Below are 23605 nucleotides of genomic sequence, written 5' to 3' on the forward strand. Positions count from 1 at the left end.
CAGGAGGTCTTGAGATGTCACGTCGCACGGGAGTACTGGCCGGGACGGTCGCTGTCGCCGCGATGGCGCTCGCCGGCTGCACCGCCGACGACGAGCCCAGCACCGCGCCGCCGGCCACCACCACTCCGGTCGTGACGCCCGCCGGCCCGAGCTCCTCGGCCGCGCCCAGCTCGCCGAGCGCGCCCGCCGCGGGAGCCCAGTCGAATGTGAAACGCGGCGGCGAGACCGGTGAGGCCGGCGTCGACGTGCTGATCACCGTCGCCTACGCGAACGGCCAGGTCACCCCGCCCGCCGGCGTCGTCGACGTGCAGGTCGGCGAGAAGGTGAAGATCTCCGTGACCTCGGACAAGCAGCAGAACATCGACGTGCAGGGCCAGCCCGACCGCAGTGCCGACGTGGGCCCCGGCGAGCCCGAGGACGTGGACTGGACCGTGACGAAGGCCGGTGACACCCGGGTTTCCCTGCGCGAGGCGAACACCGTGCTGGTCACCGTGCACGCCGCCTGACCCTGGTTGAATGCCCTGAAGGCCACCATGAGGGCATCTGGCGTCCCTGAAGGTGGCCTTGAGGGCAGCTAGGTCCCTGAAGGTGGCCTTCAGGGACGTAGGGTTCAGCGCCCGGCGGGGCTGACGTTCAGCATCATCCCGGCCAGGCCGCGGGCCCGGACGGTGAGCTTCTGCGCCGCTTCCTTCAACACCAGCGACGCGGGCGCGTCCGGCTCCGCGAGCACGATCGGCGTGCCCTCGTCGCCCTGCTCACGCAGGCGCGGGTCGAGCGGGACCTGGCCGAGCAGCGGTACCGGCGAGCCGATGGACTTCGACAGCGAGTCGGCGACCGACTGGCCGCCGCCCGAGCCGAAGATCTCCATCCGCTCGCCCGAAGGCGTTTCGAGCCAGGACATGTTCTCGATCACCCCGGCCACGCGCTGGCGGGTCTGCATCGCGATCGCGCCCGCGCGCTCGGCCACCTCGGCGGCGGCCTGCTGCGGCGTGGTGACCACCAGGATCTCGGCGTTCGGGATCAGCTGCGCCACCGAGATCGCGATGTCGCCGGTGCCCGGCGGCAGGTCCAGCAGCAGGATGTCCAGGTCGCCCCAGAACACGTCGGCCAGGAACTGCTGCAACGCGCGGTGCAGCATCGGGCCGCGCCACACCACGGGCGCGTTGCCCGGGGTGAACATGCCGATCGAGATCACCTTCACGCCGTGGGACTGCGGCGGCATGATCATCGTGTCGACCTTGGTCGGCTTCTCGCGCGCGCCCAGCATGCGCGGGATCGAGTGGCCGTAGATGTCCGCGTCCACGACGCCGACGGACAGGCCGCGCTGCGCCATCGCGACGGCCAGGTTCACCGTCACCGAAGACTTGCCGACGCCGCCCTTGCCGGACGCCACGCAGTACACCCGCGTCATGGAACCCGGCTGCGCGAACGGGATCACCGGCTCGGCGGCGTCGCCGCGCAGGGACTTGCGGAGATCGCTGCGCTGCTCGTCGTTCATCACGTCGAGCTCGACCCGCACGTCGGCGACGCCGGGGAGCTTCTTGACGGCATTTGTGGTGTCCGCGGTCAGCGTCGCCTTGAGCGGGCAGCCGGCCACGGTGAGGTAGATGCCGACGGTGACCACACCGTCTTCGCCGACTACTACGTCCTTCACCATGCCGAGGTCGGTGATCGGCTTTTTGATTTCGGGGTCGTACACGTCCTTCAGCGCTGTGCGGACGTCGTCGACGCTGGGGAGCTGCTGTGTACTCGTCACCCAGCCCATGTTACGTACTGGTAGCGCGGCAGTGTTTTACGCCTGCTTCGTCCGCCTTGGCTTGGCCCCGACATCGAGGTCCTCGCGCAGCCGTTCGAGCTCGCTGCGCAGGTAGTCGCGGGTGGCCACCTCGCCGACCGCGAGCCGCAGCGACGCCAGCTCGCGCGCCAGGTACTCGGTGTCGGCCTTGGTCTGGGCGGAGCGCTTGCGGTCCTCGTCCAGTGCGACGCGGTCACGGTCGTCCTGCCGGTTCTGCGCCAGCAGGATCAGCGGCGCGGCGTACGCGGCCTGTGTCGAGAAGGCCAGGTTGAGCAGGATGAACGGGTACGGGTCCCACCGGAACGAGACCGCCACCAGGTTCAGCACGATCCAGATGACCACGATCAGCGTCTGCCAGAACAGGTACTTGCCGGTGCCCAGGAATCGCGCGAGGCGCTCGGTCAGCCTGCCGAAGGTGTCCGGGTCGATGTTCAGCCGCAGCCGGGCCTGCCCGCGCGGCTGGTCGAGCCGGCGGCCCGAAGTGAGTTCAGGCACGTTCGGCCCCTTGGGTCTCGGCGGTCTTGGTGGTTTCAGCAGGCCCGGAAGTACTTGTGGCATCAGCGGTTTCGACGCCGTCGGCGACGTCGCGCAGGCCGGTTTCGCGCCAGCCGTCGGGCAGCAGGTGGTCGAGGACGTCGTCGACGGTGACGGCGCCGAGCAGGTGGTCCTCGGCGTCGACCACCGGGCCGCACGCCAGGTTGTACGCCGCGAAGTACCGCGTCACCTCGGGCAGCGACGCCGTCGGGCGCAACGCGGTGAGGTCGGTGTCGACCGCGCTCGCGATCAGCTCGGCCGGCGGCTCGCGCAGCAGCCGCTGGAAGTGCGCCACGCCGACGAACCGCCCGGTCGGTGTCGCCGACGGCGGACGGCAGACGAACACCATGGTGGCCAGCGCGGCGGGCAGGTCGGCGTTGCGGATGTGCGCGAGCGCCTCGGCGATCGTCGCGTCGGGCGTGAGGACCACCGGCTCCGGCGTCATCAGGCCGCCCGCGGTGTCGGGGGAGTACGCCAGCAGCCGCTTGACCGGCGCGGACTCCTCCGGCTCCATCAGCTCCAGCAGGCGCAGCTGCTCGTCGGGGGTCAGCTCGGACAGCAGGTCCGCCGCGTCGTCGGGGTTCATCGCCTCGAGGATGTCGGCGGCGCGATCCTCGGTCAGGTAGCCGAGCAGCTCCTTCTGGTCGTCGTCGGGCAGCTCCTCGATGACGTCGGCGAGGCGCTCGTCGTCCATCGCGTCGGCCACCTCGTGGCGGCGCTTGAGCGGCAGGTCCCGCACGGTCGCGGCGACGTCGACCGCGCGCATCGTGTCGAACAGCATCAGCAGCTGCCCCGCGCCCTGGGGCGACCCGGACAGGTCGGTGAGGCCGAGCCCCGCGACCTCGCTCCACGGCACCACCTGCATCGCCGCGCGTCGGCGGCCCAGCGCGAGGCGCGTGGAGCGTTCGCGGATCGCCAGCTTGGCCAGCACCCAGTCACGCGTGCGGGTGGGCTCCAGCGCGGCGTCGACGACGGTGACGCGGGTTTCGGTGCCGACCAGCGTCGAATGGGCGTCGAGCAGCTGCCCGCACACCAGGACTTCGTTGGGGCGCTGGGTGAAGTGGCGCATGTTCACCGAGCCGGTGGCGAGCGTCACGGCGTTCGGCTCGATCGACGTCACGCGCAGCATGGGCACGAAGACGCGCCGCCGCGTCGCCAGCTCGACCACCAGGCCGAGGACACGCGGCGGCTGCTGGTCGAGCCGCAGGCCCGCGACGACGTCACGGACCTTCCCGATCGATTCCCCGTCGGGTCCGAACACCGGCAGACCTGCCAGCTGAGCTGCGAAAACCCTGTTCACGGCGGACATGCACCAGACACTATCGGCTGCCGCGCCGTCGCGCCCGCACCGCCCGAGTGGGGTTCTTCGTGTCCTCTTAGTCAGGACATGGCCCACAAAACGAGGCGCGGGAGCGACTCGTACGCGGGCTGCTCGTCGCCGAGGTCCCCGGTGTCTCGCAGGTCTTCGGCGAACCACAGCTGGTTCTCGACGGAGCGGACCAGCGTCCAGGCCTTCACCAGCTCCACGTCCAGCCCGGTGACCTCGGTCTTCGAATCCAATGTGGACTCGTCGAACCGGTTCCACAGCAGGGAGAACACGCCGTACTCGAGGTCGCCGGAGAGCGGCTTGGGGTCGATCACGAGCCACGGCTCACGCTGTCCGGCGAGCACGTTCTGGTAGTGCAGGTCCTCGTTCACCAGCGCGTGGCCGGCGGACGGGCCGAGGTCGCGGCACACCTCGAGCGCGGCGTCGAGGTGCCGGCGGGGGAGCGGTTCGCCCAGCTCGTGCCAGGCCTTCGGCAGCTCGTCGAGCAGCCGCTCGGCCTCGCCGCGCAGGGTCCGCGACAGCTCGGGCGGCGCGGGTATGGCCAGGCGCCGCGCCAGCCCGCTCATCACGTCGACGGCTTCGAGCAGCGGCTCGTGGTCCAGCGTCCGGGTGTGGTCGAGGCGTTCGAGCAGCATCACGCCGTCGGCGGGCGCGGACTCCAGCAGCAGCACCGATCCGCGACCGGCCCATGTGGACAGTGCGAGCGGCTCGTACCGCGATTCCTCTTCCACCCAGCCGAGTTTGAGCGCGGCCGGGGTGCCGTCCGCTCGGCGCGCCGGCTGGACGACGCCGACGAAGCCGTGCATCGCCTCGCCCTCCAGCGTCAGGCCCCACTCGCGGGAGTACTTCTCGGCCAAGCCGGGCAAAGCGGCGAGCCATGGCCGGCTTTCGGGGCCGAGCACCCGGGGCGCGCGGGCGGCGAAGGCGGGCGGAATCCGCAGCGGGGTCACCGGTTCAGCCTGTCACCGGTGTCCAGTCCATTTCCCCTGGTGCGCGGCGCGCGTAGAGTGGGCAGACCAGGGGCGACGGACCCGGGAGCTGCCATGATCGTCGAAATTCTGAGTGCGGTCGTAGTCGTGGGCGGGGTGTGGCTGGGGTCCACCTTGCGGGTCGTGAAGCAGTACGAACGCGGCCTGGTGTACCGCTTCGGCCGGGTCCGCCCGAAGCTGCGCGAGCCGGGGCTGACGTGGCTGTGGCCGGTGGCCGACCGGCTGCAGAAGGTGAACATGCAGATCGTCACCATGCCGGTGCCCGCGCAGGACGGCATCACGCGCGACAACGTCACGGTGCGCGTGGACGCGGTGGTGTACTTCAAGGTGGTCGACCCGATCGTGGCCTCGGTGAACGTGCAGGACTACCGCGCGGCCGTCGGGCAGGTCGCGCAGACCTCGCTGCGGTCGATCATCGGCAAGAGCGACCTCGACGACCTGCTGTCGAACCGTGAGCGGCTCAACCAGGGCCTGGAGCTGATGATCGACAGCCCGGCGCTCGACTGGGGCATCCACATCGACCGCGTCGAGATCAAGGACGTCGCCCTGCCGGAGACGATGAAGCGCTCGATGTCCCGCCAGGCCGAGGCCGAGCGGGAGCGCCGCGCCCGGGTGATCTCCGCGGACGGCGAGCTGCAGGCGTCGTACAAGCTGTCCCAGGCGGCGGCCACGATGGCCGACACCCCGGCCGCCCTGCAGCTGCGCCTGCTGGAGACCGTGGTGCAGGTGTCGGCGGAGAAGAACTCGACCCTGGTGCTGCCGTTCCCGGTGGAGCTGCTGCGGTTCCTCGACGCGGCCACCCCGCGGCCGGCCGCAGCGGCCGCGCCCGCGGCACCGGCTGCTGTGCCGGAGCCCGCCCCACCGGAGCCCGCCCCACCGGAGCCTGCGCAGCCGGAGGCGAACGGCCGGATCACCCCCTCGCCCCGCCAGCCGGGCGACGCGCTGACCGAGTCCGAGTGAGCCGCCTCAGTGCCGGCGGACGCACCTCTGGATGTCAGTTGTCGAGGTAGCCGTTGACGCCCAGGATGATGATCGTCACGAAGAAGCCGATGTACAGCGCCACGATCACGTAGCCGATCACCACGGCGGACAGCGCGATGCCGCGGCCGCCGGCCTCGCCGCGATTGGCCTTGCTCAGCGCGATGTGGCCCATGATGATGCCCGGGACCGCGACGAGGCAGGTCAGCAGGCCGAGCAGCGAGCACACCAGCGCGCCGATCGCGAGCCCGCTGTCCTGCGACTGCGGTGAGCCCATCGGCCCGTACGGCGAGTACGGCTGGGCGAAGGGCGGCTGCGGGTACGGCTGGCCGTAGGGCTGCTGGCCGTAGGGCTGCAGCTGACCTTGTGGTGCCGCGGCCGGGTAGCCCGCCGTCGCCCCGGGGTAGGGCTGCCCGGGATAGGCGGGCGGTGAGTACGCGCCGGCCTGCGGCGGGGTGAACGGGTCCGAGCTGGGCGCCGCGGCCGGCCCACCGGCATACGGCGCGGCGGTGGTCTGGCCCCCAGGTGCCGCGAACCCACCCGACACCGGGCTCGCCGTCGCGGCGGGATCCGAAGTGGACGGCGCGTCGAAGGGGCCCGGCTCGGCCGTCGCGGGTGGGGCGTACGGGGTCGTCGCGGACGGCGAGTCGTACGGAGCCGTGAACGAGTCCGACGGCGTCGAGTAGGCCGTGGCGTCGCCCGCGGTGGGGTCGCTCGGCTGGTCCGGCGGTGAGAACGGCGCGGGCGGCTGCTGCTGGGCCGACGGCTGCGACGGCTCGGACGGCAGCGCCTGGCCGGTCGGCTCGGACGGGTTGGCCGGGTCGGACGGGTTGGTCATCGGATGCCCCCTCGGGTCGTGCGGGTCTCCACCGTAGCGGGGCGCCTCAGCCGAAGGCGCCGTACTTGACCAGCTCGTGCAGGACGAACGGGATCATGATCCCCCACACCAGCAGTCCGAGGTACCCGATCACGAAGCCCGCCACGGCCACCGCGCCGCCGGTCGCCGTGCCGCGGCGTGAACGCGCGTACGCGATGTGCCCCATCACGATCCCCGCGATCGCCGCCGGAGCGCAGACGATCAGCCCCGCGATCGAGCACACCAGCGAACCGATCGCGAGCCCCGCGCCGGGCGGCGGCCCCTGCGGAGGGTAGGGCTGGTGCTCGAACGACGGCTGCTCGTAACGCTCACTCATCGGGTGTCCCTCCCTCGGCGGAATCTCCGTCCGGCCCGGGCGCGCCGGAAGCCCTGAACCCCGAAGCCCCGGGACGGTCACGAGGCGGCCCGGGATGTCGCTTTCGGCGGTGGATCCGCACCTTAACGCGTGGAACCGGCCGGAGGCGTGAGCACCCTCATAGCAGGGTGGCCGGATTACCGTCATACTCGCCGGTAACCCAGCGCCGGGAGCCGGCGTCGCCCGCCGAAGGGAGCTGTGATGGCCCGCCTTGCCCAGACCGACGGCCTGACCGACGTGCAGTCCGAGATCCTCGCGACCGTCCGTTCGTTCGTGGACAAGGAGGTCATCCCGCACGCGCAGGAGCTGGAGCACTCCGACACCTACCCGACGGCGATCGTCGAAGGCATGAAGGAGATGGGCCTGTTCGGGCTCACCATCCCGGAGGAGTACGGCGGGCTCGGCGAGTCGCTGCTGACCTACGCGCTGGTGGTCGAGGAGATCGCGCGTGGCTGGATGAGCGTGTCCGGCGTGATCAACACGCACTTCATCGTCGCGCACATGATCTCCCGCCACGGCACCGAGGAGCAGAAGCAGCACTTCCTGCCGCGCATGGCGACCGGCGAGGTCCGCGGCAGCTTCTCGATGTCGGAGCCGGACCTCGGCTCGGACGTCGCGGCGATCAAGACCCGTGCCCGGCGCGACGGCGACGACTACGTCATCAACGGCGCCAAGATGTGGCTCACCAACGGCGGCAGCTCGAATCTGATCGCCCTGCTGGTGAAGACCGACGAGGGCGCGGAGAAGGCCCACCAGAACCTCACCACGTTCCTCGTGGAGAAGCCCGAGGGCTTCGGCGAAGTGGCGCCGGGCCTGACGATCCCGGGCAAGATCGAGAAGATGGGCTACAAGGGCGTCGACACCACCGAGGCCGTGTTCGACGGCTTCCGCATCGGCGCCGACAAGGTCCTCGGCGGCGCGCCCGGCAAGGGCTTCTCGTACATGATGGACGGTGTCGAGGTCGGCCGCGTGAACGTCGCGGCGCGCGCGTGCGGGATCGCGATCCGCGCGTTCGAGCTGGCCATCGACTACGCCCAGCAGCGCAAGACCTTCGGCAAGCCGATCGCCGAGCACCAGGCGATCGCGTTCAAGCTCGCGGAGATGGCCACGAAGGTCGAGGCGGCGCACCTGATGATGGTGAACGCCGCGCGGCTCAAGGACTCCGGCGCCCGCAACGACGTCGGGGCCGGCATGGCGAAGCTGATCGCGAGCGAGTACTGCGCCGAGGTCACGCAGGAGTCGTTCCGCATCCACGGCGGTTACGGCTACTCCAAGGAGTACGAGATCGAGCGGCTGATGCGCGAGGCCCCGTTCCTGCTCATCGGCGAGGGCACCAGCGAGATCCAGAAGACCATCATCAGCCGCGGCCTCCTGCGCGAGTACAAGGCGAAGTCCTAGGACACCGTAATCTGGAGGCGTGCCCGCTCCTTCCGATGTTGAGCTCACGCGTGCCGCGCAGTCCGGTGACGTGACGGCGCTGGGCGCGCTGCTCGCGCGGCACGAGGCGGGCATGCGCGCGGTGGCGCTGGCCGTGCTCGGGCGGACCGCCGACGCTGAGGACGCCGTGCAGGACGCGGCCGTGGTCGCGCTGCGCCGGATCGGCGACGTGCGTGACCCGGCCGCGGTGGGCCCGTGGCTGAAGATGGTGGTGCGCAACGCGGGCCGCGCGCGGCTGAGGTCCACTAAGGACATTCCGGTGGACGGCGGGTGGGACCTCGCGCCGTCCACCCAGGCGACGCCTGAGCAGCTGCTGGAGAGCCACGCGATGCGCGACTGGCTCTGGCGCGCCATCGAGGACCTGTCGCCGCCCGTGCGGCTGGTGATGATGCTGCGGCACTTCAGCGAGCGCGTCACGTCCTATGAGGAGATCGCCCGCGCCTGCGGGATCCCGGTCGGCACGGTCCGCAGCCGGCTCAGCCAGGGCCGGGCCAAGCTCGCCGAGGCGCTGCGGGCGACGTCGGCCGTGGCGCACGACGACGCCGGGCTGTTCGCCGCGCGCAGCAGGCAGAACGCGCTCGACACCCTCGCCGCCGCCGAGCGGGGCGAGTTCCACCGCGTGCTGGCCGACCGGTGGTCGCCGCGGGTCGCCTTCCTCGGCGGCCCGGAGCCGGTGATCGGGCCCGGGTTCCTGCTGCGCGGCATGGAAGGCGACCTGACCGCGGGCGTGCGCCAGCGGCTCGTGCACACGGTGGCGAGCCGTGACCTCGTCGTCTGGGAGATGGACCTGCTGAACCCGCCGGACGACCCGGAGCACTGCCCGCCCGGGGTCACCTGGCTGATGTCGCTGGACCAGGGGCGCGTGACCCGGCTCCGGCTGCACCACTCGCCTATGACCGCCGTCACAGCGAGTGGGGCGAACTAACCGCGTCCGGGCCGCATCGTGCGGGTGTCCTGTCCACACCCGCACCACCGGAGCACCGCATGACCGACCGCCTCACCCCCGGCACCCACACCGTCGAGCTGGACGGCGTCGTCCAGCGTTACCACGTGCACGGCCAGGGCCCGGTGTGCCTCGCGCACTCCGGCGGCCCCGGCATCACCTGGGAGTACCTGCGAATGCCCGCCGTCGAGGAGCACCTGACCGTGGTCTACGTCGAGCCGATCGGCACCGGCGGCTCGGGCCGGCTCGCCACGCACCCGCACGGCTACACGCGCGACCGTTACGTCCAGGCGGTCCTCGGCCTGCTGGACCACCTCGGCCTCGAACGGGCGCACTTCCTCGGCCACTCCCACGGCGGTTTCGTCGCCCAGCGCCTCGCCCTCACCCACCCGGAACGCGTCGCCGGCGTCGTGCTCTACGACAGCGCGCCGGTCACCGGGCCCGAACACGGCAAGGAGGCGATGGCCAAGGTGGCGGAGTTCGCCGCGCGGAACGAGGGAAACCCCGAGCTGCCGGCCGTCCTCGCCGCCTTCGCCTCGCTCGGCGCGCTGAGCTCCGACGAGGACGTGACCGTGGCCGTGCGCGGCATCATGCCGGCGTACTTCGCCGACTTCTGGGGCCGGCTCGCGGAGTTCGGCCCGCTGCCGGAGCAGACGTCCGGGGTGTTCATCTCCGGCCTCGACGCCGGTCTGGAGCCGGACGTGATCGACGACCGGGCACTGCTCGGCTCGCTGGAGGTGCCCACGCTGGTGCTCGTCGGCCGCTACGACGTGATCTGCGGCGTGCGCTGGGCGGAGGAACTGCACGACGGCGTCCCGGGTTCGCGGCTGGTGGTGTTCGAGCGCAGCGGCCACTTCGCGCACCTGGAGGAGCCGGAGGCGTTCGCCCGGGCGGTGGTGGGCTTCGTCGCCCGCTGAGCCCCAGCGAGGAGCCGGTGAACGCCATTCACCGGCTCCTGGCGGTGTACGCGGTTCGCACGGTTCGCCGGTTCTTGACAAGATGGAGTCCCCGGTCCGGACGAGTGCGCAGGAGACGATGGTGAGCAGTCCCTTTGGCGGCGGGCGGCCGGCGGCCGGGCTGCCGCGTCTCCCGACCCCGCCCACCGGCTGGCCGATCGGCTCGTACGGCACTTACGGCGAGGCCCAGCAGGCCGTGGACTTCCTGGCCGACAGCGAGTTCCCGGTCACCGACGTGACCATCGTCGGCGTCGACCTGATGCTCGTGGAGCGCGTGATCGGCCGGATGTCGTGGGGCCGGGCGCTCGGCGCCGGTGCGGTCTCCGGCGCGTGGTTCGGCCTCTTCGCCGGGCTGCTGCTCGGAATGTTCGTGAACCAGGGCTTCCCGTTGCAGCTGCTGACCGGGCTGGTGCTCGGCATACTGGCGGGCCTGCTGTTCTCCGCCCTCGGGTACGGCATGTCGCGCGGCCGCCGCGATTTCTCCTCGGCGAGCCAGCTCGTCGCGGGCCGTTACGACGTGCTGTGCCAGCCGCGCACGGCCGAGCAGGGGCGCGGGCTGCTGGCGAAGCTCGCGCTGAAGCCGCCGGCCGCGCCGGCCTGACGCCATTCGTGGCGGTGGCCCGGATTCTCGAGAGAATTCGAGCGACGCGGCGGCTATTCTGCATTCCGATCGGCTTCGGAAAACCGGGGGAAGGGTTCCGTGGTGCGAATTTTGCTGACCGGCTTGCCCATTCGTTCGCATCTCGTGCCGGTGGTGGTGCCGGTGGCCCTGGCGTTGCGGCGGTCCGGGCACGAAATCGCGATCGCCACCGGCGGGGCGGTCGCGGCGGAGATCGAACGGCTCGGGGTGCCGGTGCTGGTGCTGCCCCGCGTGCTGGCGCCCGAGGAGGTCGGGCGGCGGCCCGAACTGCTGGCCGGGCTGGACCTGGGGAAGCTGCGGCAGTGGCGGCCCGAGCGGACGGGCCCGCTGTCCGTCCCGCTGTTCAACGACTTGATGACCGCGGAGTTCGCTGCCGATCTCCTCGACGCCGCGAAAACCTGGCGGCCGGACGTGATCGTGCGCGAGACCAACGAGTACGGCGGCTACCTGGCCGCGGAGGTGCTCGGCCTGCCGTCGGCCGTGATCGACATCGCGCCGCTGATCGGGCGGCTGGTACCGGACCTGACCGAGCGGCTGAACCGGCTGCGTGAGGACCTCGGCCTGCCGGCGATCGGCTCGGCCGCGCACGCGTCGGGCCGGCTCACCGCGGGCCTGCTGCCGGAGCCGTGGTACCCCGAGGAGCAGCGGACCCCTGGCCATCGGTACTACCGCGTGCCCGGCGTGGCCGACGAACCGCCGCTGGACCCGGCCATCGTGGACCTTCCGCCGGACAGGCCGTTCGTGCTGGCCGGCTTCGGCTCGAACGCGCACTCGTTGCTGGCCACCGGGTCCGAGCTGATGGGCATCACCGTGGCCGCGCTGGGCTCGCTGCCCGTGCAGGCGGTGGCCGTGCTCGGCAGCGACCAGGCCGTGGCCGGGTGGACCGGTCCGCGCCCGGCCAACGTGCACCTGGCGGCGTTCGTGCCGCAGCGCTCGCTGCTCGGGGCGTGCGACCTGTTCCTCACGCACGCGGGGTTCAGCGGGGTCCGCGAGGCGCTGTCGGCCGGCGTGCCGATGGTCGCCCTCCCGCTGTTCGCCGAGCAGCCCGGGAACGCGGTCCGCGTCCACGAGCTGGGACTGGGTGTCCGGACCGAGGCCGCCGGGCTCACCCCGGACGCGTTGGCCGCCGGCCTTCAGCAGGTGCTCGACGAGCCGTCCTACGGCCTGGCCACGCGGGCCTTCCAGCGCCGCGTCCTCGGCCTGCCCGCCCTCACCGCTTTCACCGGCGATCTTGAATCACTCGTTTGAGGCAGCCCGACCGTCGGAATTCCCGGTTATCGCGGAGTTCCCGGCGTTTCACCCGGCACAGGGCTGAATCGTTACCGATACTGCTTGCGGGGTGTGATCGCCCGGCATAGGTTGTCCGACACCAAGTCGGGCGGTCGCGTTCTGCACTGCGACCGGCCGATCACTAGCACGTCGGGGTGCTGGCGCGGTTTGCCTCATCGCGTCGTGGTGCCTGGGGGCGTCACGGTAACTGGCGTGCGTGCGGGTGAGGAGGCATTCAATGGGGAAAAAAAGGCTGCGCGGGCGCTCGCCCGCGCGTGCCGCCGCGTTACTGGCCGCCGGGCTGGTGACGACGGGCCTGGTGGCCGGCTGCGGGGCCGGCTCGGGCATCAAGATCAACGTCTACTACTCGCCCGAGGACAACTTCCAGACCGTTGTCGACAACTGCAACAAGGCGGCGGGCGGGCGCTACGAGATCGTCTACAACAAGCTCCAGCGCGGCTCCGACGACCAGCGCATCCAGATGGCGCGCCGGCTCGCGGCCGGCGACACGTCGATGGACGTGCTCGGCCTCGACGTCACCTGGGTCTCGGAGTTCGCCGAGGCGGGCTGGGCCGAGGAGTGGACCGGGGCGAACAAGGCCGCGGCGTCGCAGGGCGTGCTCCAGGGCCCGATGGAGACCGCCACCTACAAGGGAAAGGTCTACGCCGCACCGAAGAACACCAACGTCCAGCTGCTCTGGTACGACGACCGCGTCACGCCGGCCCCGCCTAAGACGTGGGACGAGATGATGCAGATGTCGCAGCGGCTCAAGGGTGAGCACAAGCCGTACAGCATCGTGTTCACCGGCGCCCAGTACGAGGGCCTGGTGGTCATCTACAACACGCTGGTCGCTTCGCTGGGCGGCCACATCCTGTCCGACGACGGCAAGTCCGTGGTGATGGACGCCGGCGCGGTGCAGGCGCTGCAGCTGCTCAAGCAGGTCACGTCCTCGGGCATCACCGACCCGTCGCTGACCAACCAGAAGGAGGACGACGTCCGCCAGGCGTTCCAGCGCGGTGACGCCGCGTTCGAGCTGAACTGGCCGTTCGTCTACGCCTCCTACGCCGAAGAGAAGCCGCAGGACCTTTCGCACTTCAAGTGGGCGGTGTACCCCGAGGCCAAGGCGGGCATGCCGGCGAAGAGCACGATCGGCGGCTTCGACCTCGCGGTGAGCACGTACTCGCAGCACAAGCCGGAGTCCTTCGAAGCGGCGCTGTGCCTGCGCAGCGCGGAAAGCCAGAAGTTCTCGGCGATCAACGACGGCGTGCCGCCGACCATCGAGTCGGTGTACCACGACGACGTGCCGGTGGACGCGTCGAAGCCGGCGTCGGCCGACAACCCGAACATGGCGATGAAGTACCCGATGCGCGACACCATCCTGAACGCGCTGAAGACCGCAGCCGTGCGCCCGCTCACGCCCGCGTACCAGAACGCTTCGACGGTGATGGCGAAGATCCTGTCCCCGCCTTCGGACATCGACCCGCAGGCGACGGCGGACAAGCTGCGGGAACAACTCAGTGACGCGCTCCAGTCGAAGGGAGTGATCCCGTGACCGTCCAGGACCCCACCGCCGACGTCGCCGCGCATCAGGCGGCGACGCACCGCAAGGGGAAACCCGCGCTCAGTGAAGGGAAAAAGGCCGAGCGGAGGCTCGGGCTGTGGCTGTGCGCGCCGGCGTTCATCGTGATGGTGGCGGTGACCGGCTACCCGATCATCTACTCGGTGTGGCTTTCACTGCAGCGTTACGACCTCCGGTTCCCCGCGCAGCAGGAGTTCATCGGCCTGTCCAACTACGCGGCCGTGCTGTCCAATTCGTACTGGTGGACGGCGTTCGGCACCACGATGTTCCTGACCGTGGTGTCGGTGACCATCGAGTTCGTGCTCGGCATGCTGCTCGCGCTGATCATGCACCGCACGCTCGTGGGCCGGGGGCTGGTGCGCACCGTCGCGCTGATCCCGTACGGCATCGTCACGGTGGTCGCGGCGTACTCGTGGTTCTTCGCGTGGACGCCGAAGACCGGCTATCTGGCGAACCTGCTCGCCTCGAGCGGCGCGCCGCTCACCGAGCAGTGGCCGTCGCTGTTCATCATCATCTCCGCCGAGGTGTGGAAGACCACGCCGTTCATGGCGCTGCTGCTGATGGCCGGCCTCGCACTGGTGCCGGAAGACCTGCTCAAGGCCGCGTCGATGGACGGGGCCACGGCGTGGCAGCGGTTCACCAAGGTGATGCTGCCGGTGATGAAGCCGGCGATCCTGGTGGCGCTGCTGTTCCGCACGCTCGACGCGTTCCGCATCTTCGACAACATCTTCGTGCTGACCAACGGCGCGCAGGACACCGGATCCGTGTCGATGCAGACCTACGACAACCTGGTCAAGGGCCTCAACCTCGGCATCGGCTCCACGATGGCGGTGCTGATCTTCATCACGGTGGCGATCATCGCGTTCATCTTCATCAAGGTGTTCGGCACGGCCGCACCTGGGACGGACGACGGGGGTAAACGCTGATGGTCATGGGTGGAGCGGTCACGACCGGCCGCAAGATCCGCTGGGGCCTGGTGGACATCCTCGTGGTGGTGTTCGCGCTCGTCCCGGTGCTGTGGGTGGTTTCGCTGTCCTTCAAGACGAAGGACACGCTCACCGACGGTTCGTTCATCCCGAAGTCGTGGACCTTGAAGAACTACGCCGACATCTTCCAGACCTCGGAGTTCATCCGGGCACTGCTGAACTCGATCGGCATCGCGGTGATCGCCACGGTGATCGCGGTGGCGCTGGGCACGATGGCGGCGTACGCCATCGCGCGGCTCGACTTCCCCGGCAAACGGGTGCTGGTGGGGCTCTCCCTGCTGATCGCGATGTTCCCGCAGGTTTCGCTCGTCACGCCACTGTTCAACATCGAGCGCAGCCTCGGCCTGTTCGACACCTGGCCGGGGCTGATCCTGCCGTACATCACGTTCGCGCTGCCGCTGTCGATCTACACGCTTTCCGCGTTCTTCCGGGAAATCCCGTGGGAGCTGGAGAAAGCGGCGAAGATGGACGGGGCGACGCCGGCGCAGGCGTTCCGCAAGGTGATCGCGCCGCTGGCCGCGCCGGGCGTGTTCACCACGGCGATCCTGGCGTTCATCTTCTGCTGGAACGACTTCCTGTTCGCCATCTCGCTGACGTCCACCACGGCGTCGCGCACGGTGCCGGCCGCGCTGTCGTTCTTCACCGGGTCCTCGCAGTTCGAGGACCCGACGGGTCAGGTGAGCGCGGCCGCGGTCGTGATCACCATCCCGATCATCCTGTTCGTGTTGTTCTTCCAGCGTCGCATCGTGGCGGGGCTGACGTCTGGTGCGGTGAAGGGCTGATCCATGGCTGAGATCGTTCTCGACAAGGTTTCCAAGAAGTACCCCGACGGCGCGCTCGCGGTGTCCGAAGTGGACATCACGATCGCGGACGGCGAGTTCATCATCCTCGTCGGCCCCTCCGGCTGCGGGAAGTCGACCACGCTCAACATGGTGGCGGGGCTGGAGGACATCTCCTCCGGCGAGCTGCGCATCGACGGCAAGCGGGTCAACGAGAAGGCGCCGAAGGACCGTGACATCGCGATGGTGTTCCAGTCCTACGCGCTGTACCCGCACATGAGCGTGCGCGAGAACATGGCGTTCCCGCTGCGGCTGGCCAAAGTGGACGACGCGACGGTGAAGGCGAAGGTGGAGGAGGCGGCGAACATCCTCGACCTGACCGGCCACCTCGACCGCAAGCCGGCGAACCTCTCCGGCGGGCAGCGGCAGCGGGTGGCGATGGGGCGAGCGATCGTGCGTAACCCCAAGGCGTTCCTGATGGACGAGCCACTGTCCAATCTGGACGCCAAGCTGCGCGGGCAGATGCGCACCTCGGTGTCGAAGATCCAGAAACAGCTCGGCACCACCACGCTGTACGTGACGCACGACCAGACCGAGGCCATGACGCTGGGCGACCGCGTGGTGGTGCTGCGCGGTGGTTACGTGCAGCAGATCGGCGCGCCGCAGTTCCTCTACGACAACCCGGCGAACCTGTTCGTGGCCGGGTTCATCGGCTCGCCGTCGATGAACTTCGTGCCGGCGACGCTGGAGAACGGCGAGCTGCACAGCTCGCTGGGCACCACGCCGCTGACCGACCGGATCCGCCGGATGGCCGAGGCGGCGAACGCGCCCCGCGAGGTGATCGTCGGCATCCGGCCGGAGCACTTCGAGGACGCGTCACTGGTCGATGAGGAGGGCGGCGGCACGTTCACCGCGCACGTCGACGTGCTGGAGTCGATGGGCTCGGAGAAGTTCGCGCACTTCACGCTGGAGGGCGAGGTCGCGACGTCGGCCGAGCTCGCGGAGCTGGCCGCGGACAGCGGCTCCTCCGACGTGCCGGGCGCGGAGTCCCAGATCGTCGCGCGGCTTTCGGCGGCCTCGGCCGCGCAGGAGAACGCCGACGTCCAGATCTGGTTCAACCCGGACAAGATCAAGCTGTTCGACCCGTCGAACGGCCGCAACCTCACTTACAGCGAATAGCGCCAGAGTTCCCTGAAGGCCACCATGAGGGTCGGATATGCCCTCATGGTGGCCTTCAGGGCTTCGGCTCTGGCGAAGGATTTCAGGGGATCTTCGCGAAGACGACCGCCGCAGCGGTGCGGGCGTCCGCGCACGCGGCTTCGCCGGTCGAGCCGCTGGTGTCCACGACGTCGACCTCGGCCTGCTCGCTGTGGCCCGCGGCGCCGGGGGCCGGCTGCACAGTGATGACGCGGCAGAACGCGCCGTCGGCGCCCACCCGCGAGGTCCGGCCGCCGAGCAGCTCGGACGGCCCGGTGGGCGCCGAGTCCTCGACCGAGAACTTCACGCTCAGCTTGCCGCGGATGCACGAGTGCCCGGACAGCCCGCCGGCCGGCTGGGTGCCGGCGCCGCTGGTGGCGTCGAGGTCGTGCACGTTCAGCAGCGCGCACGCGTCGACGCGGCCCCACGAGCGGTCCGCGAACGTCTGGTGCCGCACGGTTTTCCCGCTGACGGCGGCGAGGACCCCGCCGACGGTCGCGTCGGCGTCGGCGCACCGGTCGCTGGACGCCGAGGGGCCCGCGGAGTCGGTGACCGAGACGTTCAGCCGGAGGCCGTCGGCGAAGGTGACCACGCGGGCGCACGAGGCCGCCGCGTTGAAGCTCGACTGCGCCACGGCGAGGCCGTCCGGGATCGCGCCGGAGTAGTCGTAGGGCTTGATGTTCGGGTCGCTGTCGGAGGCGAGCGGGCCGACGACCACCTGGCGGTGCACGCCGTTCTGGAAGAACTCGCCGTGGCAGGCGTCGAACGACGAGTCGGGCTGGTCGGCGGTGGCGCTGCGCAGGCGGTTCACGTCGAGCAGGCTGCAGTAGTCGAGCGTGGTGAACTCACCGAGCGCGGCGCTCGCCGTCAGCGGCGCGGGCGGGGAGTCGTCGGGCACCGCCGCGGGCGCGCTGGAACAGCCGGCCAGGGCGAGGGCGCCACCGAGCGCTAGGACAAGAGGTCCGAGTGGGTTACGCACGGGGTGAAGTATCACCACGAATGGCCGAAACACCAGCCCTGACAGGGAAATCTCACCTTCCCTGATGGCGTCTCCGCAGGTCAGCGAGGGGAAAACGGGTTCGCGACGGAGGTTTCCACCCCTGCGATCGTCAGCCCTTAGGGGCCCGGATCGTTCCGCGGAGCGATGTGCGCGCCCCGGCTGCCGTGGTGACATGGGAACAAGCACCCAACGGGAGGGGAAGACGATGACCGCATCTGTCACGCGCAGGCTCAGCCGTCCGCGAAACGACCGCATGATCGGCGGCGTGTGCGCCGGGCTGGCCCGCCGCTTCGGCACCACGCCGGGCAAGGTGCGGCTGCTCGCCGTGCTGTCCTGCCTGCTGCCGGGCCCGCAGTTCGTGGCCTACCTGATTCTCTGGGCGATCATCCCCAGCGAGTAACCCCGACCCCGCGAGTAAGGCTCGTGAGTGGCGATGACGGTTCTAACCGTCATCGCCACTCACGAGCCTTTTGGCGCGACCGGGTGCTTCGGCTGCCGCCACGCGCACATCGCCTCGTCGATCTCGGCCTGGTCCAGGCCAGGGTGGGGCAGGTCGGACGAGCGGCCCGGCTCGGCGCGCAGGCCGTCGAGGATCAGGGCCAGGCAGCGGCGCCACAGGTGCGGCTCGACCAGGCTCGTGTACTCCACGACGGAGCCGATCATCTGGTGGATCAGCGGCAGGTCGGTCGGCACCACATCGGCGCGGAGCTGGCCCGAGGCCTGCGCCCGCTCGACGAGCTGAGTGATCAACGGCACCATGCGCGCCTTGGACTCGGCGATGTGCTCGTGCCCGAACGCCTTGGACAGCATGATCTCGCGCAGCCCGCGGTCGCACGCGGCCAGCTCGGCGGCCTGCCAGGTGAACTCGACGAAGCCCAACCACGGGTCTTCGTGCTCCAGTGCCTTCGCGGCGAGGTCCGCCAGGCCGTCCATCCGGTCGGCGAACATGGCCTCGACCAGGTGTTCCTTGCTCGGGAAGCGCCGGTAGACGGTGCCGACGCCGAGGCCCGCGTGGTGGGCGACGTCGTCCAGCGTGGCTTCCAGCCCGCGCCGGCCGAAGACGGCGCGCGCGGATTCGAGCATCCGCCGGCGGTTGAGTTCGGCATCACGCCGCAGCGGCCGCGCCGGTGCGGCGGGAGCAGCGTCCCGTGTCATGACGACCAGGTTACCAAAATAAGTCGAGGCATGGTCTCCGCTTTTTGTGTACCTTGGTCGACGTAAGGGGAGGCACCTACTCCACATAGCGCCGCGATCACTATCCGTGAGGTATGCACCGCATGACTGAGTCAACGGCCACGCTCGACCGTCCGGGGGAGGACGCGCCGAGCCACGCCGACAACCCGCACCACGCCAGACGCTGGCTGATCCTCGGGGTGATCGGCCTCGCCCAGCTGATGGTGGTGCTGGACGCCACCGTCGTGAACATCGCCCTGCCCTCCGCGCAGGCTGACCTGGGCTTTTCCGACGACGCCCGGCAGTGGGTCGTCACCGCGTACGCGCTCGCGTTCGGCAGCCTGCTGCTGCTCGGCGGGCGGCTCGCGGACCTGTTCGGCCGCAAGAACGCGCTCCTCGTGGGCCTGGCCGGGTTCGCGGCGGTGTCGGCGATCGGCGGCTTCGCCGGCAATATCGAGATGCTGCTCATCGCCCGGGCGGCACAGGGAGTGTTCGGCGCGCTGCTCGCGCCGGCCGCGCTTTCCTTGCTCACCACCACGTTCACCGACCCGAAGGAGCGCGGCCGCGCGTTCGGCGTGTTCGGCGCGATCGGCGGTGGGGGTGCCGCCATCGGCCTGCTGCTCGGCGGCGTGCTCACCGAGTACCTGGACTGGCGCTGGTGCATGTTCGTGAACATCGTGTTCGCGGTGGTCGCCTTCATCGGCGGCGCGATCCTGCTGCGCCGCCAGGAGTCCGACGGCCCGCGCCCGAAGCTCGACCTGCCGGGCACGATCACCGCGTCGGCCGGCCTGTTCGCACTCGTCTACGGCTTCTCGAACGCCGAGCACGACTCGTGGGGATCGGTTTCGGTGTGGGGCTTCCTGGGCGCCGGGCTGGTGCTGCTCGCGACGTTCGTCGGGCTGCAGCAGCGCGTCCGGCACCCGCTGCTGCCGCTGCGCGTGCTGCTCGACCGTGACCGCGGCGGCTCGTACATCGCGATGTTCCTGCTCGCCATCGGGATGTTCTCGATCTTCCTGTTCCTCACGTTCTACGTGCAGCTGAACCTGAAGTTCACCCCGATCCAGAGCGGGTTCGGCTTCCTGCCGATGGTCGCGACGCTGATGATCGCCGCGACCACCGCCACCAGCGTGCTGCTGCCCCGGTTCGGGCCGAGGCCGCTGGTGCCCACGGGCATGCTGATCGCCGGGGCCGGGCTGTTCTGGCTGAGCGGCATCGACGTCGGCACCACGTACGTCGGCGGCGTGCTGGGGCCGCTGATGGTGATGGGCGTCGGCATCGGCTTGTCGATGGCGCCCGCGATGAGCGTGGCGACGTTCGGCGTCGACATGCACGACGCGGGGGTCGCGTCCGCGACCGTCAACACGATGCAGCAGGTCGGCGGCTCCATCGGCACGGCGCTGCTGAGCACGCTGGCCGGCAACGCCGCGTCGTCGTTCATCGCCGGTCGCACGCCGACGCCGCAGCTCGCGGCCGAGGCCGCGGTGCACAGCTACACCACGGCGTTCACCTGGGCGGCGGCGATCTTCGTGGCCGGCGCGGTGATCACGGGCCTGCTCCTGCGCCCGGGCGCGCCGAAGCAGCAGGCCACGGTGGCCGCGGTGCACATGTAAGGGGTCTGGACCGGGGGCGGACGGGCCCCTCCCGACATCGGTTCGGGAGGGGCCCGTCCTTTTTTTGCGCGCACTTGAACCTTTCCGGGGTCCGGTCGCCTAGTAATGGGTGAGGACGGGAGGGCGCGAGTGACGTCGAGAGACCTCGATTTCAGCGAGTACTTCGCCGCGCGGGTGCAGCGTTTCCGGCGGCTGGCGTTCGCGATGTGCGGCGACTGGCACGCGGCGGAAGACCTGGTACAGGCCATGTTCGTCCAGCTGTACCGGCGCTGGCGGCGGGTCCGGCCGGACACCGTCGACGCCTACGCGCGCCGGATCCTGCTGAACGGCTTCCTCTCCGGCCGGCGCACGGCGGGCCGCGAGCAGGTGACGGCCGAGCCGCCCGAACGTCCCGCGCGGCCCGCGTACGACAGCCACGAGCGGCTGGACCTGGAACGCGTGCTCGGCACCCTGACCCCGCGCCAGCGCGCGATGGTCGTGCTGCGGTTCCTGGAAGACCTGCCGGTCACGGAGGTGGCCGGTCTGCTGGGCGTCGCCGAGGGCACGGTCAAGAGCCAGACCGCGCGCGGCGTGGAGGCCCTGCGCGCCGTCCTGCCCGCGCCGAAGACCCCCAAGACCCCCAAGACTTCGAAGACCAGGGAGTGCTGATGGAAGACCTCGACATCCGGTCCGCGCTCAGCTCCTACGTCACCGAGGACGAGCCGCCCATCGGCCTTTCCGGGGCCGCCGTGCTGGCCGCCGGCCGCCGCTCGCGTCGCCGCCGGCTGGCCGCCGCGGCCGGGGGATCGGTCGTGGTGCTGGTGGCCGCGGTCACGCTCGCCGTCAGCGTGCCGGGACGGCAGGCGCCGCCGCCCGCCGCGGGGACGCCCTGCGCGGTGAAGTCCGCGACCGAGACCCCCGAGCAGGTCCGCACCCGCCTGACCTGCGTGATCGGCGACGCCGTGCGGTCGCGGCTGAGCCCGTCGGCGAAGATCGAGCGCCTCACCATCCCGGGCGAGACTCCGCCCGTGGACCCGTTCCGTCCGGCGGCCACCGGGGACTCGATGTACCAGCTGGGGGTGCGGGTCACCGACCAGCACGGCGCCGGCGCGGTGTACGTCCAGCTGATCGCCGCGGACGACCTTTCGGTGCCCCGCTGCACCGACGTCAGGCCGCCGAATCCGGATGGCTGCTGGGTTTCCCAGCTTTCGCAGGGGGCGCTGCAGTCGGTCACCTACCGCCGCAACGGCCTGGTCACGTACGAGGCCCGCCTCGCCGCCCCGGGCTGGCTGGCCGTGGTCACCACCAACAACAGCGGCGTCCTGCGCCACGACCCGGCCGACGCTTTGGCCGTGCAGAGGCCGCTCCCGCCACTGACCGCGGAGCAGGTCGCCGACGTCGTGCTGACCCGCGGGCTGATCCCGTGAAGATCCGAAGTGGACCGTCACTGGCCCGGGGAGAACCGTCTGGACGATCCCGTGTGGACGGTCACTTTTCCGCGGAGAACCGTTCCCACGCGGATTGCCGGGCCACGCCGAGCGCCGTGCCGATCCGGGCCCAGGCCACGCCGCGCGAGCGCAGGAGGTCCACCGGGGTCTGGATGCGGCTGTCGGCCTGCGCCGCCTTCGGCGAGGATGCCGATACGCCGGGGCCGGCGATCAGTTTGTCGACGTCAGAGCGACCCTGACAAGGGTTCAGTGCCGCCGAGCCCGCAGTGCCTCGATCACCTCGTCGTCCCAGCGATGGGTGCGGATCAGGCGATAACGCTCCGAAGCCACCCACATGTAGGCCTCCGCGTCGGTGCGGTCCCCGATCAGGTCGGCCTGCCGGAGCATGCCGACGACGGGGGTGTACTCCTCGTCGAACCAGCGCTGGGCGATCGTGGCGCGTTCGGTGAAGTGGCCCTCGTCCTGCATCAGCCGGAAGCCCCACGCCTCGACGTGCTCGCCGAGCCGCGCGTAGTCCCACGGGTCCGAGACGATCACCGACGCGCGCGCGTGGCCGGTCAGCGGCACGCGCTCCAGGAACAGCCGCCGGTAGTCCTTCACGATCAGGTCGCCGCGGTAGCGGATGCCGCTCGGGTCCAGCTTCGTGCGCACCACCGTCACGGAAGCCTCTATTGTGGACACTCCCTGCGCCAGCGCCACGGAGACGCGGTGGTGGCCGTCGATGATGAAGTGCAGCTCGCCCACGCGGTACACCTCGATCGGCGGGATCTCCTCGCCCCGGCGGGCGGCCAGCGCGAGCCGCTCCCAGCGTTCGCGCACGCGCCCGGACGTCGGGCGGAAGCGGCGGTCGAAGTCCCGGCTGCGGTCCACCGTGCCGACGATCGAGTCCAGGCTGATCACCCGCAGGCCCAGGCGCGACTCGCCCGCGTAACCGAGCGCCTCCACCACCTCGTGGAACGGCAGCATGATGTTCACGTCGTCCGGCTCGCGGCGCAGCCAGGTGGCCAGCCGCGAGAGGACCTGGCCGCGCCGGGCCCGGAGGAAGTCGTGCTCGGCGTCGGCGCGCGGGAAACCCGTGGGTCTGGTCATCGCGGGAACTCCATGATCCGGTGGCCCACCACATTGCGGACCGTGGTGCCGCCGACCACGCGGTCCGGCACCGGCTCGCCGTGGGGGTGGATGTGGCCGTGCAGCAGCCAGCTCGGCCGCAGCGTCTCGATCGTCCGGTGCAGGCACGCGAAACCGCGGTGCGGCGGGTCTTCGCGGTCGCCAAGGTGCAAGGGCGGGGAGTGGGTGAGCAGCACGTCGACCTCACGGCCGTCGCGCCACCGCCGCCACCGGGCCCGCCGCTCGAGCCCGCGGGCGCGGCGCGAGGCCTGCCGCTGCGTCCACTGGTTCGGGCCGTCGTTGTACCGGATGGACCCGCCGAGGCCGGCGAACCGGATCCCGGCGACGTCCACCACGCGCCCGTCGGCGTTCACCGCGCCCGCCGGGCCGGGCCACGCGGTCGGGAAACCGTCCTTCATGGACAGTCCGCCGTAGCGCGTGTAGCCGGTCAGGTCGGGATCGTGGTTGCCGGGCACGAAAACGCACGGTACGTCGAGGGTGTTCGCGAGGAACTCGAGGTAGTCGTACGGCAGGTCACCGGCGCCGACGACGAGGTCGACCCGGAGCGCGCGGACCGCTTCGGTCCACAACCGCTCGTCGACCTCGTCGGCGACCACCAGCGCTTTCGGCATGCGCCCAGGGTACGG

General features: G+C 70.6%; 25 protein-coding genes. 15 read left to right on the forward strand and 10 right to left on the reverse strand.

All coding sequences use genetic code 11. The features are described from left to right. Positions 1–14 precede the first annotated feature (14 nt). Positions 15–506 carry a hypothetical protein gene (locus OG943_RS42595; RefSeq protein WP_328606541.1) on the forward strand — a complete coding sequence of 164 codons (492 nt, stop codon included), beginning with the start codon at positions 15–17 and terminating at the stop codon, positions 504–506. Positions 507–610: 104 nt separating this feature from the next. Here the strand turns inward: OG943_RS42595 and OG943_RS42600 are convergent, their stop codons facing one another. The 4 genes from OG943_RS42600 to OG943_RS42615 all read right to left on the reverse strand — a co-directional run bounded on the left by OG943_RS42600 (position 611) and on the right by OG943_RS42615 (position 4606). After that, positions 611–1756 (reverse strand): Mrp/NBP35 family ATP-binding protein, encoded by a 1146-nt coding sequence (locus tag OG943_RS42600; protein WP_328606542.1) that lies wholly within the window; start codon positions 1754–1756, stop codon positions 611–613. Between the two features lie 36 nt (positions 1757–1792). Then, the gene (locus OG943_RS42605) at positions 1793–2290 is read right to left on the reverse strand and encodes a DUF1003 domain-containing protein (protein WP_328606543.1); all 498 of its coding nucleotides are present in this window, start codon (positions 2288–2290) and stop codon (positions 1793–1795) included. Next, positions 2283–3638, reverse strand: a complete 1356-nt coding sequence (locus tag OG943_RS42610) for a magnesium transporter MgtE N-terminal domain-containing protein (RefSeq protein WP_328606544.1) — start codon at positions 3636–3638, stop codon at positions 2283–2285. The genes OG943_RS42605 and OG943_RS42610 overlap by 8 nt, the downstream gene beginning before the upstream one ends. A gap of 71 nt (positions 3639–3709) precedes the next feature. Next, positions 3710–4606 (reverse strand): aminoglycoside phosphotransferase family protein, encoded by an 897-nt coding sequence (locus tag OG943_RS42615; RefSeq protein WP_328606545.1) that lies wholly within the window; start codon positions 4604–4606, stop codon positions 3710–3712. A gap of 93 nt (positions 4607–4699) precedes the next feature. Here OG943_RS42615 and OG943_RS42620 point away from each other — a divergent pair, with 93 nt between their 5' ends. Continuing rightward, entirely contained in the window at positions 4700–5605 is a 906-nt protein-coding gene (locus tag OG943_RS42620) for a slipin family protein (RefSeq protein WP_328606546.1), read from the forward strand. A gap of 34 nt (positions 5606–5639) precedes the next feature. On the opposite strand, the gene OG943_RS42625 is transcribed toward OG943_RS42620, so the two are convergent. Beyond that, entirely contained in the window at positions 5640–6461 is an 822-nt protein-coding gene (locus tag OG943_RS42625; protein ID WP_328606547.1) for a DUF4190 domain-containing protein, read from the reverse strand. Positions 6462–6507: 46 nt separating this feature from the next. Further along, on the reverse strand, positions 6508–6816 hold the full coding sequence (locus OG943_RS42630) for a DUF4190 domain-containing protein (protein WP_328606548.1): 309 nt from the start codon (positions 6814–6816) through the stop codon (positions 6508–6510). A gap of 240 nt (positions 6817–7056) precedes the next feature. Between OG943_RS42630 and OG943_RS42635 the strand changes: the two genes are divergently transcribed. The 9 genes from OG943_RS42635 to OG943_RS42675 all read left to right on the forward strand — a co-directional run bounded on the left by OG943_RS42635 (position 7057) and on the right by OG943_RS42675 (position 16623). Beyond that, positions 7057–8253 carry an acyl-CoA dehydrogenase family protein gene (locus OG943_RS42635; RefSeq protein ID WP_328606549.1) on the forward strand — a complete coding sequence of 399 codons (1197 nt, stop codon included), beginning with the start codon at positions 7057–7059 and terminating at the stop codon, positions 8251–8253. Between the two features lie 19 nt (positions 8254–8272). Then, on the forward strand, positions 8273–9217 hold the full coding sequence (locus OG943_RS42640) for an RNA polymerase sigma factor (RefSeq protein WP_328606550.1): 945 nt from the start codon (positions 8273–8275) through the stop codon (positions 9215–9217). A 59-nt stretch (positions 9218–9276) separates the two neighbouring features. Continuing rightward, positions 9277–10152 carry an alpha/beta fold hydrolase gene (locus OG943_RS42645; protein ID WP_328606551.1) on the forward strand — a complete coding sequence of 292 codons (876 nt, stop codon included), beginning with the start codon at positions 9277–9279 and terminating at the stop codon, positions 10150–10152. A gap of 118 nt (positions 10153–10270) precedes the next feature. Further along, entirely contained in the window at positions 10271–10792 is a 522-nt protein-coding gene (locus OG943_RS42650) for a general stress protein (protein ID WP_328612319.1), read from the forward strand. A 102-nt stretch (positions 10793–10894) separates the two neighbouring features. Beyond that, entirely contained in the window at positions 10895–12079 is a 1185-nt protein-coding gene (locus OG943_RS42655; protein WP_328606552.1) for a glycosyltransferase, read from the forward strand. Between the two features lie 259 nt (positions 12080–12338). Further along, positions 12339–13652: an ABC transporter substrate-binding protein gene (locus OG943_RS42660; protein ID WP_328606553.1), complete on the forward strand. Its 1314-nt coding sequence runs from the start codon at positions 12339–12341 to the stop codon at positions 13650–13652. Next, entirely contained in the window at positions 13649–14605 is a 957-nt protein-coding gene (locus OG943_RS42665; RefSeq protein WP_328606554.1) for a carbohydrate ABC transporter permease, read from the forward strand. Before OG943_RS42660 ends, OG943_RS42665 begins: the two co-directional genes overlap by 4 nt. After that, positions 14605–15447, forward strand: coding sequence for a carbohydrate ABC transporter permease (locus OG943_RS42670; RefSeq protein ID WP_328606555.1), 843 nt, complete (start codon positions 14605–14607; stop codon positions 15445–15447). Before OG943_RS42665 ends, OG943_RS42670 begins: the two co-directional genes overlap by 1 nt. Before the next feature lie 3 nt (positions 15448–15450). Next, a complete protein-coding gene (locus tag OG943_RS42675; protein ID WP_328606556.1) occupies positions 15451–16623 on the forward strand; it encodes an ABC transporter ATP-binding protein in 1173 nt (390 codons plus the stop codon). A gap of 82 nt (positions 16624–16705) precedes the next feature. Here the strand turns inward: OG943_RS42675 and OG943_RS42680 are convergent, their stop codons facing one another. Further along, on the reverse strand, positions 16706–17620 hold the full coding sequence (locus tag OG943_RS42680; protein ID WP_328606557.1) for a hypothetical protein: 915 nt from the start codon (positions 17618–17620) through the stop codon (positions 16706–16708). A gap of 226 nt (positions 17621–17846) precedes the next feature. Between OG943_RS42680 and OG943_RS42685 the strand changes: the two genes are divergently transcribed. Continuing rightward, a complete protein-coding gene (locus tag OG943_RS42685; protein WP_328606558.1) occupies positions 17847–18041 on the forward strand; it encodes a PspC domain-containing protein in 195 nt (64 codons plus the stop codon). 59 nt (positions 18042–18100) lie between these two features. On the opposite strand, the gene OG943_RS42690 is transcribed toward OG943_RS42685, so the two are convergent. After that, positions 18101–18796: a TetR/AcrR family transcriptional regulator gene (locus tag OG943_RS42690; RefSeq protein ID WP_328606559.1), complete on the reverse strand. Its 696-nt coding sequence runs from the start codon at positions 18794–18796 to the stop codon at positions 18101–18103. A gap of 122 nt (positions 18797–18918) precedes the next feature. Between OG943_RS42690 and OG943_RS42695 the strand changes: the two genes are divergently transcribed. The 3 genes from OG943_RS42695 to OG943_RS42705 all read left to right on the forward strand — a co-directional run bounded on the left by OG943_RS42695 (position 18919) and on the right by OG943_RS42705 (position 21830). After that, positions 18919–20424, forward strand: a complete 1506-nt coding sequence (locus OG943_RS42695) for an MFS transporter (protein WP_328606560.1) — start codon at positions 18919–18921, stop codon at positions 20422–20424. A 129-nt stretch (positions 20425–20553) separates the two neighbouring features. Next, a complete protein-coding gene (locus OG943_RS42700; RefSeq protein WP_328606561.1) occupies positions 20554–21072 on the forward strand; it encodes a SigE family RNA polymerase sigma factor in 519 nt (172 codons plus the stop codon). After that, positions 21072–21830 carry a hypothetical protein gene (locus OG943_RS42705; RefSeq protein WP_328606562.1) on the forward strand — a complete coding sequence of 253 codons (759 nt, stop codon included), beginning with the start codon at positions 21072–21074 and terminating at the stop codon, positions 21828–21830. The genes OG943_RS42700 and OG943_RS42705 overlap by 1 nt, the downstream gene beginning before the upstream one ends. Before the next feature lie 267 nt (positions 21831–22097). Here the strand turns inward: OG943_RS42705 and OG943_RS42710 are convergent, their stop codons facing one another. Beyond that, positions 22098–22940 carry a chromosome partitioning protein ParB gene (locus OG943_RS42710; protein WP_328606563.1) on the reverse strand — a complete coding sequence of 281 codons (843 nt, stop codon included), beginning with the start codon at positions 22938–22940 and terminating at the stop codon, positions 22098–22100. Further along, positions 22937–23590, reverse strand: coding sequence for a metallophosphoesterase family protein (locus tag OG943_RS42715; protein ID WP_328606564.1), 654 nt, complete (start codon positions 23588–23590; stop codon positions 22937–22939). Before OG943_RS42715 ends, OG943_RS42710 begins: the two co-directional genes overlap by 4 nt. Between the last annotated feature and the right edge of the window lie 15 nt (positions 23591–23605).

It is taken from the genome of Amycolatopsis sp. NBC_00345, assembly GCF_036116635.1.
Taxonomy (GTDB): Bacteria; Actinomycetota; Actinomycetes; order Mycobacteriales; family Pseudonocardiaceae; genus Amycolatopsis.

Coding starts and splice junctions, on each gene's coding strand:
- OG943_RS42595 (WP_328606541.1), top strand. CDS start 15: ATGTCACGTCGCACGGGAGTACTGGCCGGGACGGTCGCTGTCGCCGCG.
- OG943_RS42610 (WP_328606544.1), bottom strand. CDS start 3,638: ATGTCCGCCGTGAACAGGGTTTTCGCAGCTCAGCTGGCAGGTCTGCCG.
- OG943_RS42620 (WP_328606546.1), top strand. CDS start 4,700: ATGATCGTCGAAATTCTGAGTGCGGTCGTAGTCGTGGGCGGGGTGTGG.
- OG943_RS42625 (WP_328606547.1), bottom strand. CDS start 6,461: ATGACCAACCCGTCCGACCCGGCCAACCCGTCCGAGCCGACCGGCCAG.
- OG943_RS42630 (WP_328606548.1), bottom strand. CDS start 6,816: ATGAGTGAGCGTTACGAGCAGCCGTCGTTCGAGCACCAGCCCTACCCT.
- OG943_RS42635 (WP_328606549.1), top strand. CDS start 7,057: ATGGCCCGCCTTGCCCAGACCGACGGCCTGACCGACGTGCAGTCCGAG.
- OG943_RS42645 (WP_328606551.1), top strand. CDS start 9,277: ATGACCGACCGCCTCACCCCCGGCACCCACACCGTCGAGCTGGACGGC.
- OG943_RS42650 (WP_328612319.1), top strand. CDS start 10,271: ATGGTGAGCAGTCCCTTTGGCGGCGGGCGGCCGGCGGCCGGGCTGCCG.
- OG943_RS42660 (WP_328606553.1), top strand. CDS start 12,339: ATGGGGAAAAAAAGGCTGCGCGGGCGCTCGCCCGCGCGTGCCGCCGCG.
- OG943_RS42670 (WP_328606555.1), top strand. CDS start 14,605: ATGGTCATGGGTGGAGCGGTCACGACCGGCCGCAAGATCCGCTGGGGC.
- OG943_RS42675 (WP_328606556.1), top strand. CDS start 15,451: ATGGCTGAGATCGTTCTCGACAAGGTTTCCAAGAAGTACCCCGACGGC.
- OG943_RS42685 (WP_328606558.1), top strand. CDS start 17,847: ATGACCGCATCTGTCACGCGCAGGCTCAGCCGTCCGCGAAACGACCGC.
- OG943_RS42690 (WP_328606559.1), bottom strand. CDS start 18,796: ATGACACGGGACGCTGCTCCCGCCGCACCGGCGCGGCCGCTGCGGCGT.
- OG943_RS42695 (WP_328606560.1), top strand. CDS start 18,919: ATGACTGAGTCAACGGCCACGCTCGACCGTCCGGGGGAGGACGCGCCG.
- OG943_RS42705 (WP_328606562.1), top strand. CDS start 21,072: ATGGAAGACCTCGACATCCGGTCCGCGCTCAGCTCCTACGTCACCGAG.
- OG943_RS42710 (WP_328606563.1), bottom strand. CDS start 22,940: ATGACCAGACCCACGGGTTTCCCGCGCGCCGACGCCGAGCACGACTTC.
- OG943_RS42715 (WP_328606564.1), bottom strand. CDS start 23,590: ATGCCGAAAGCGCTGGTGGTCGCCGACGAGGTCGACGAGCGGTTGTGG.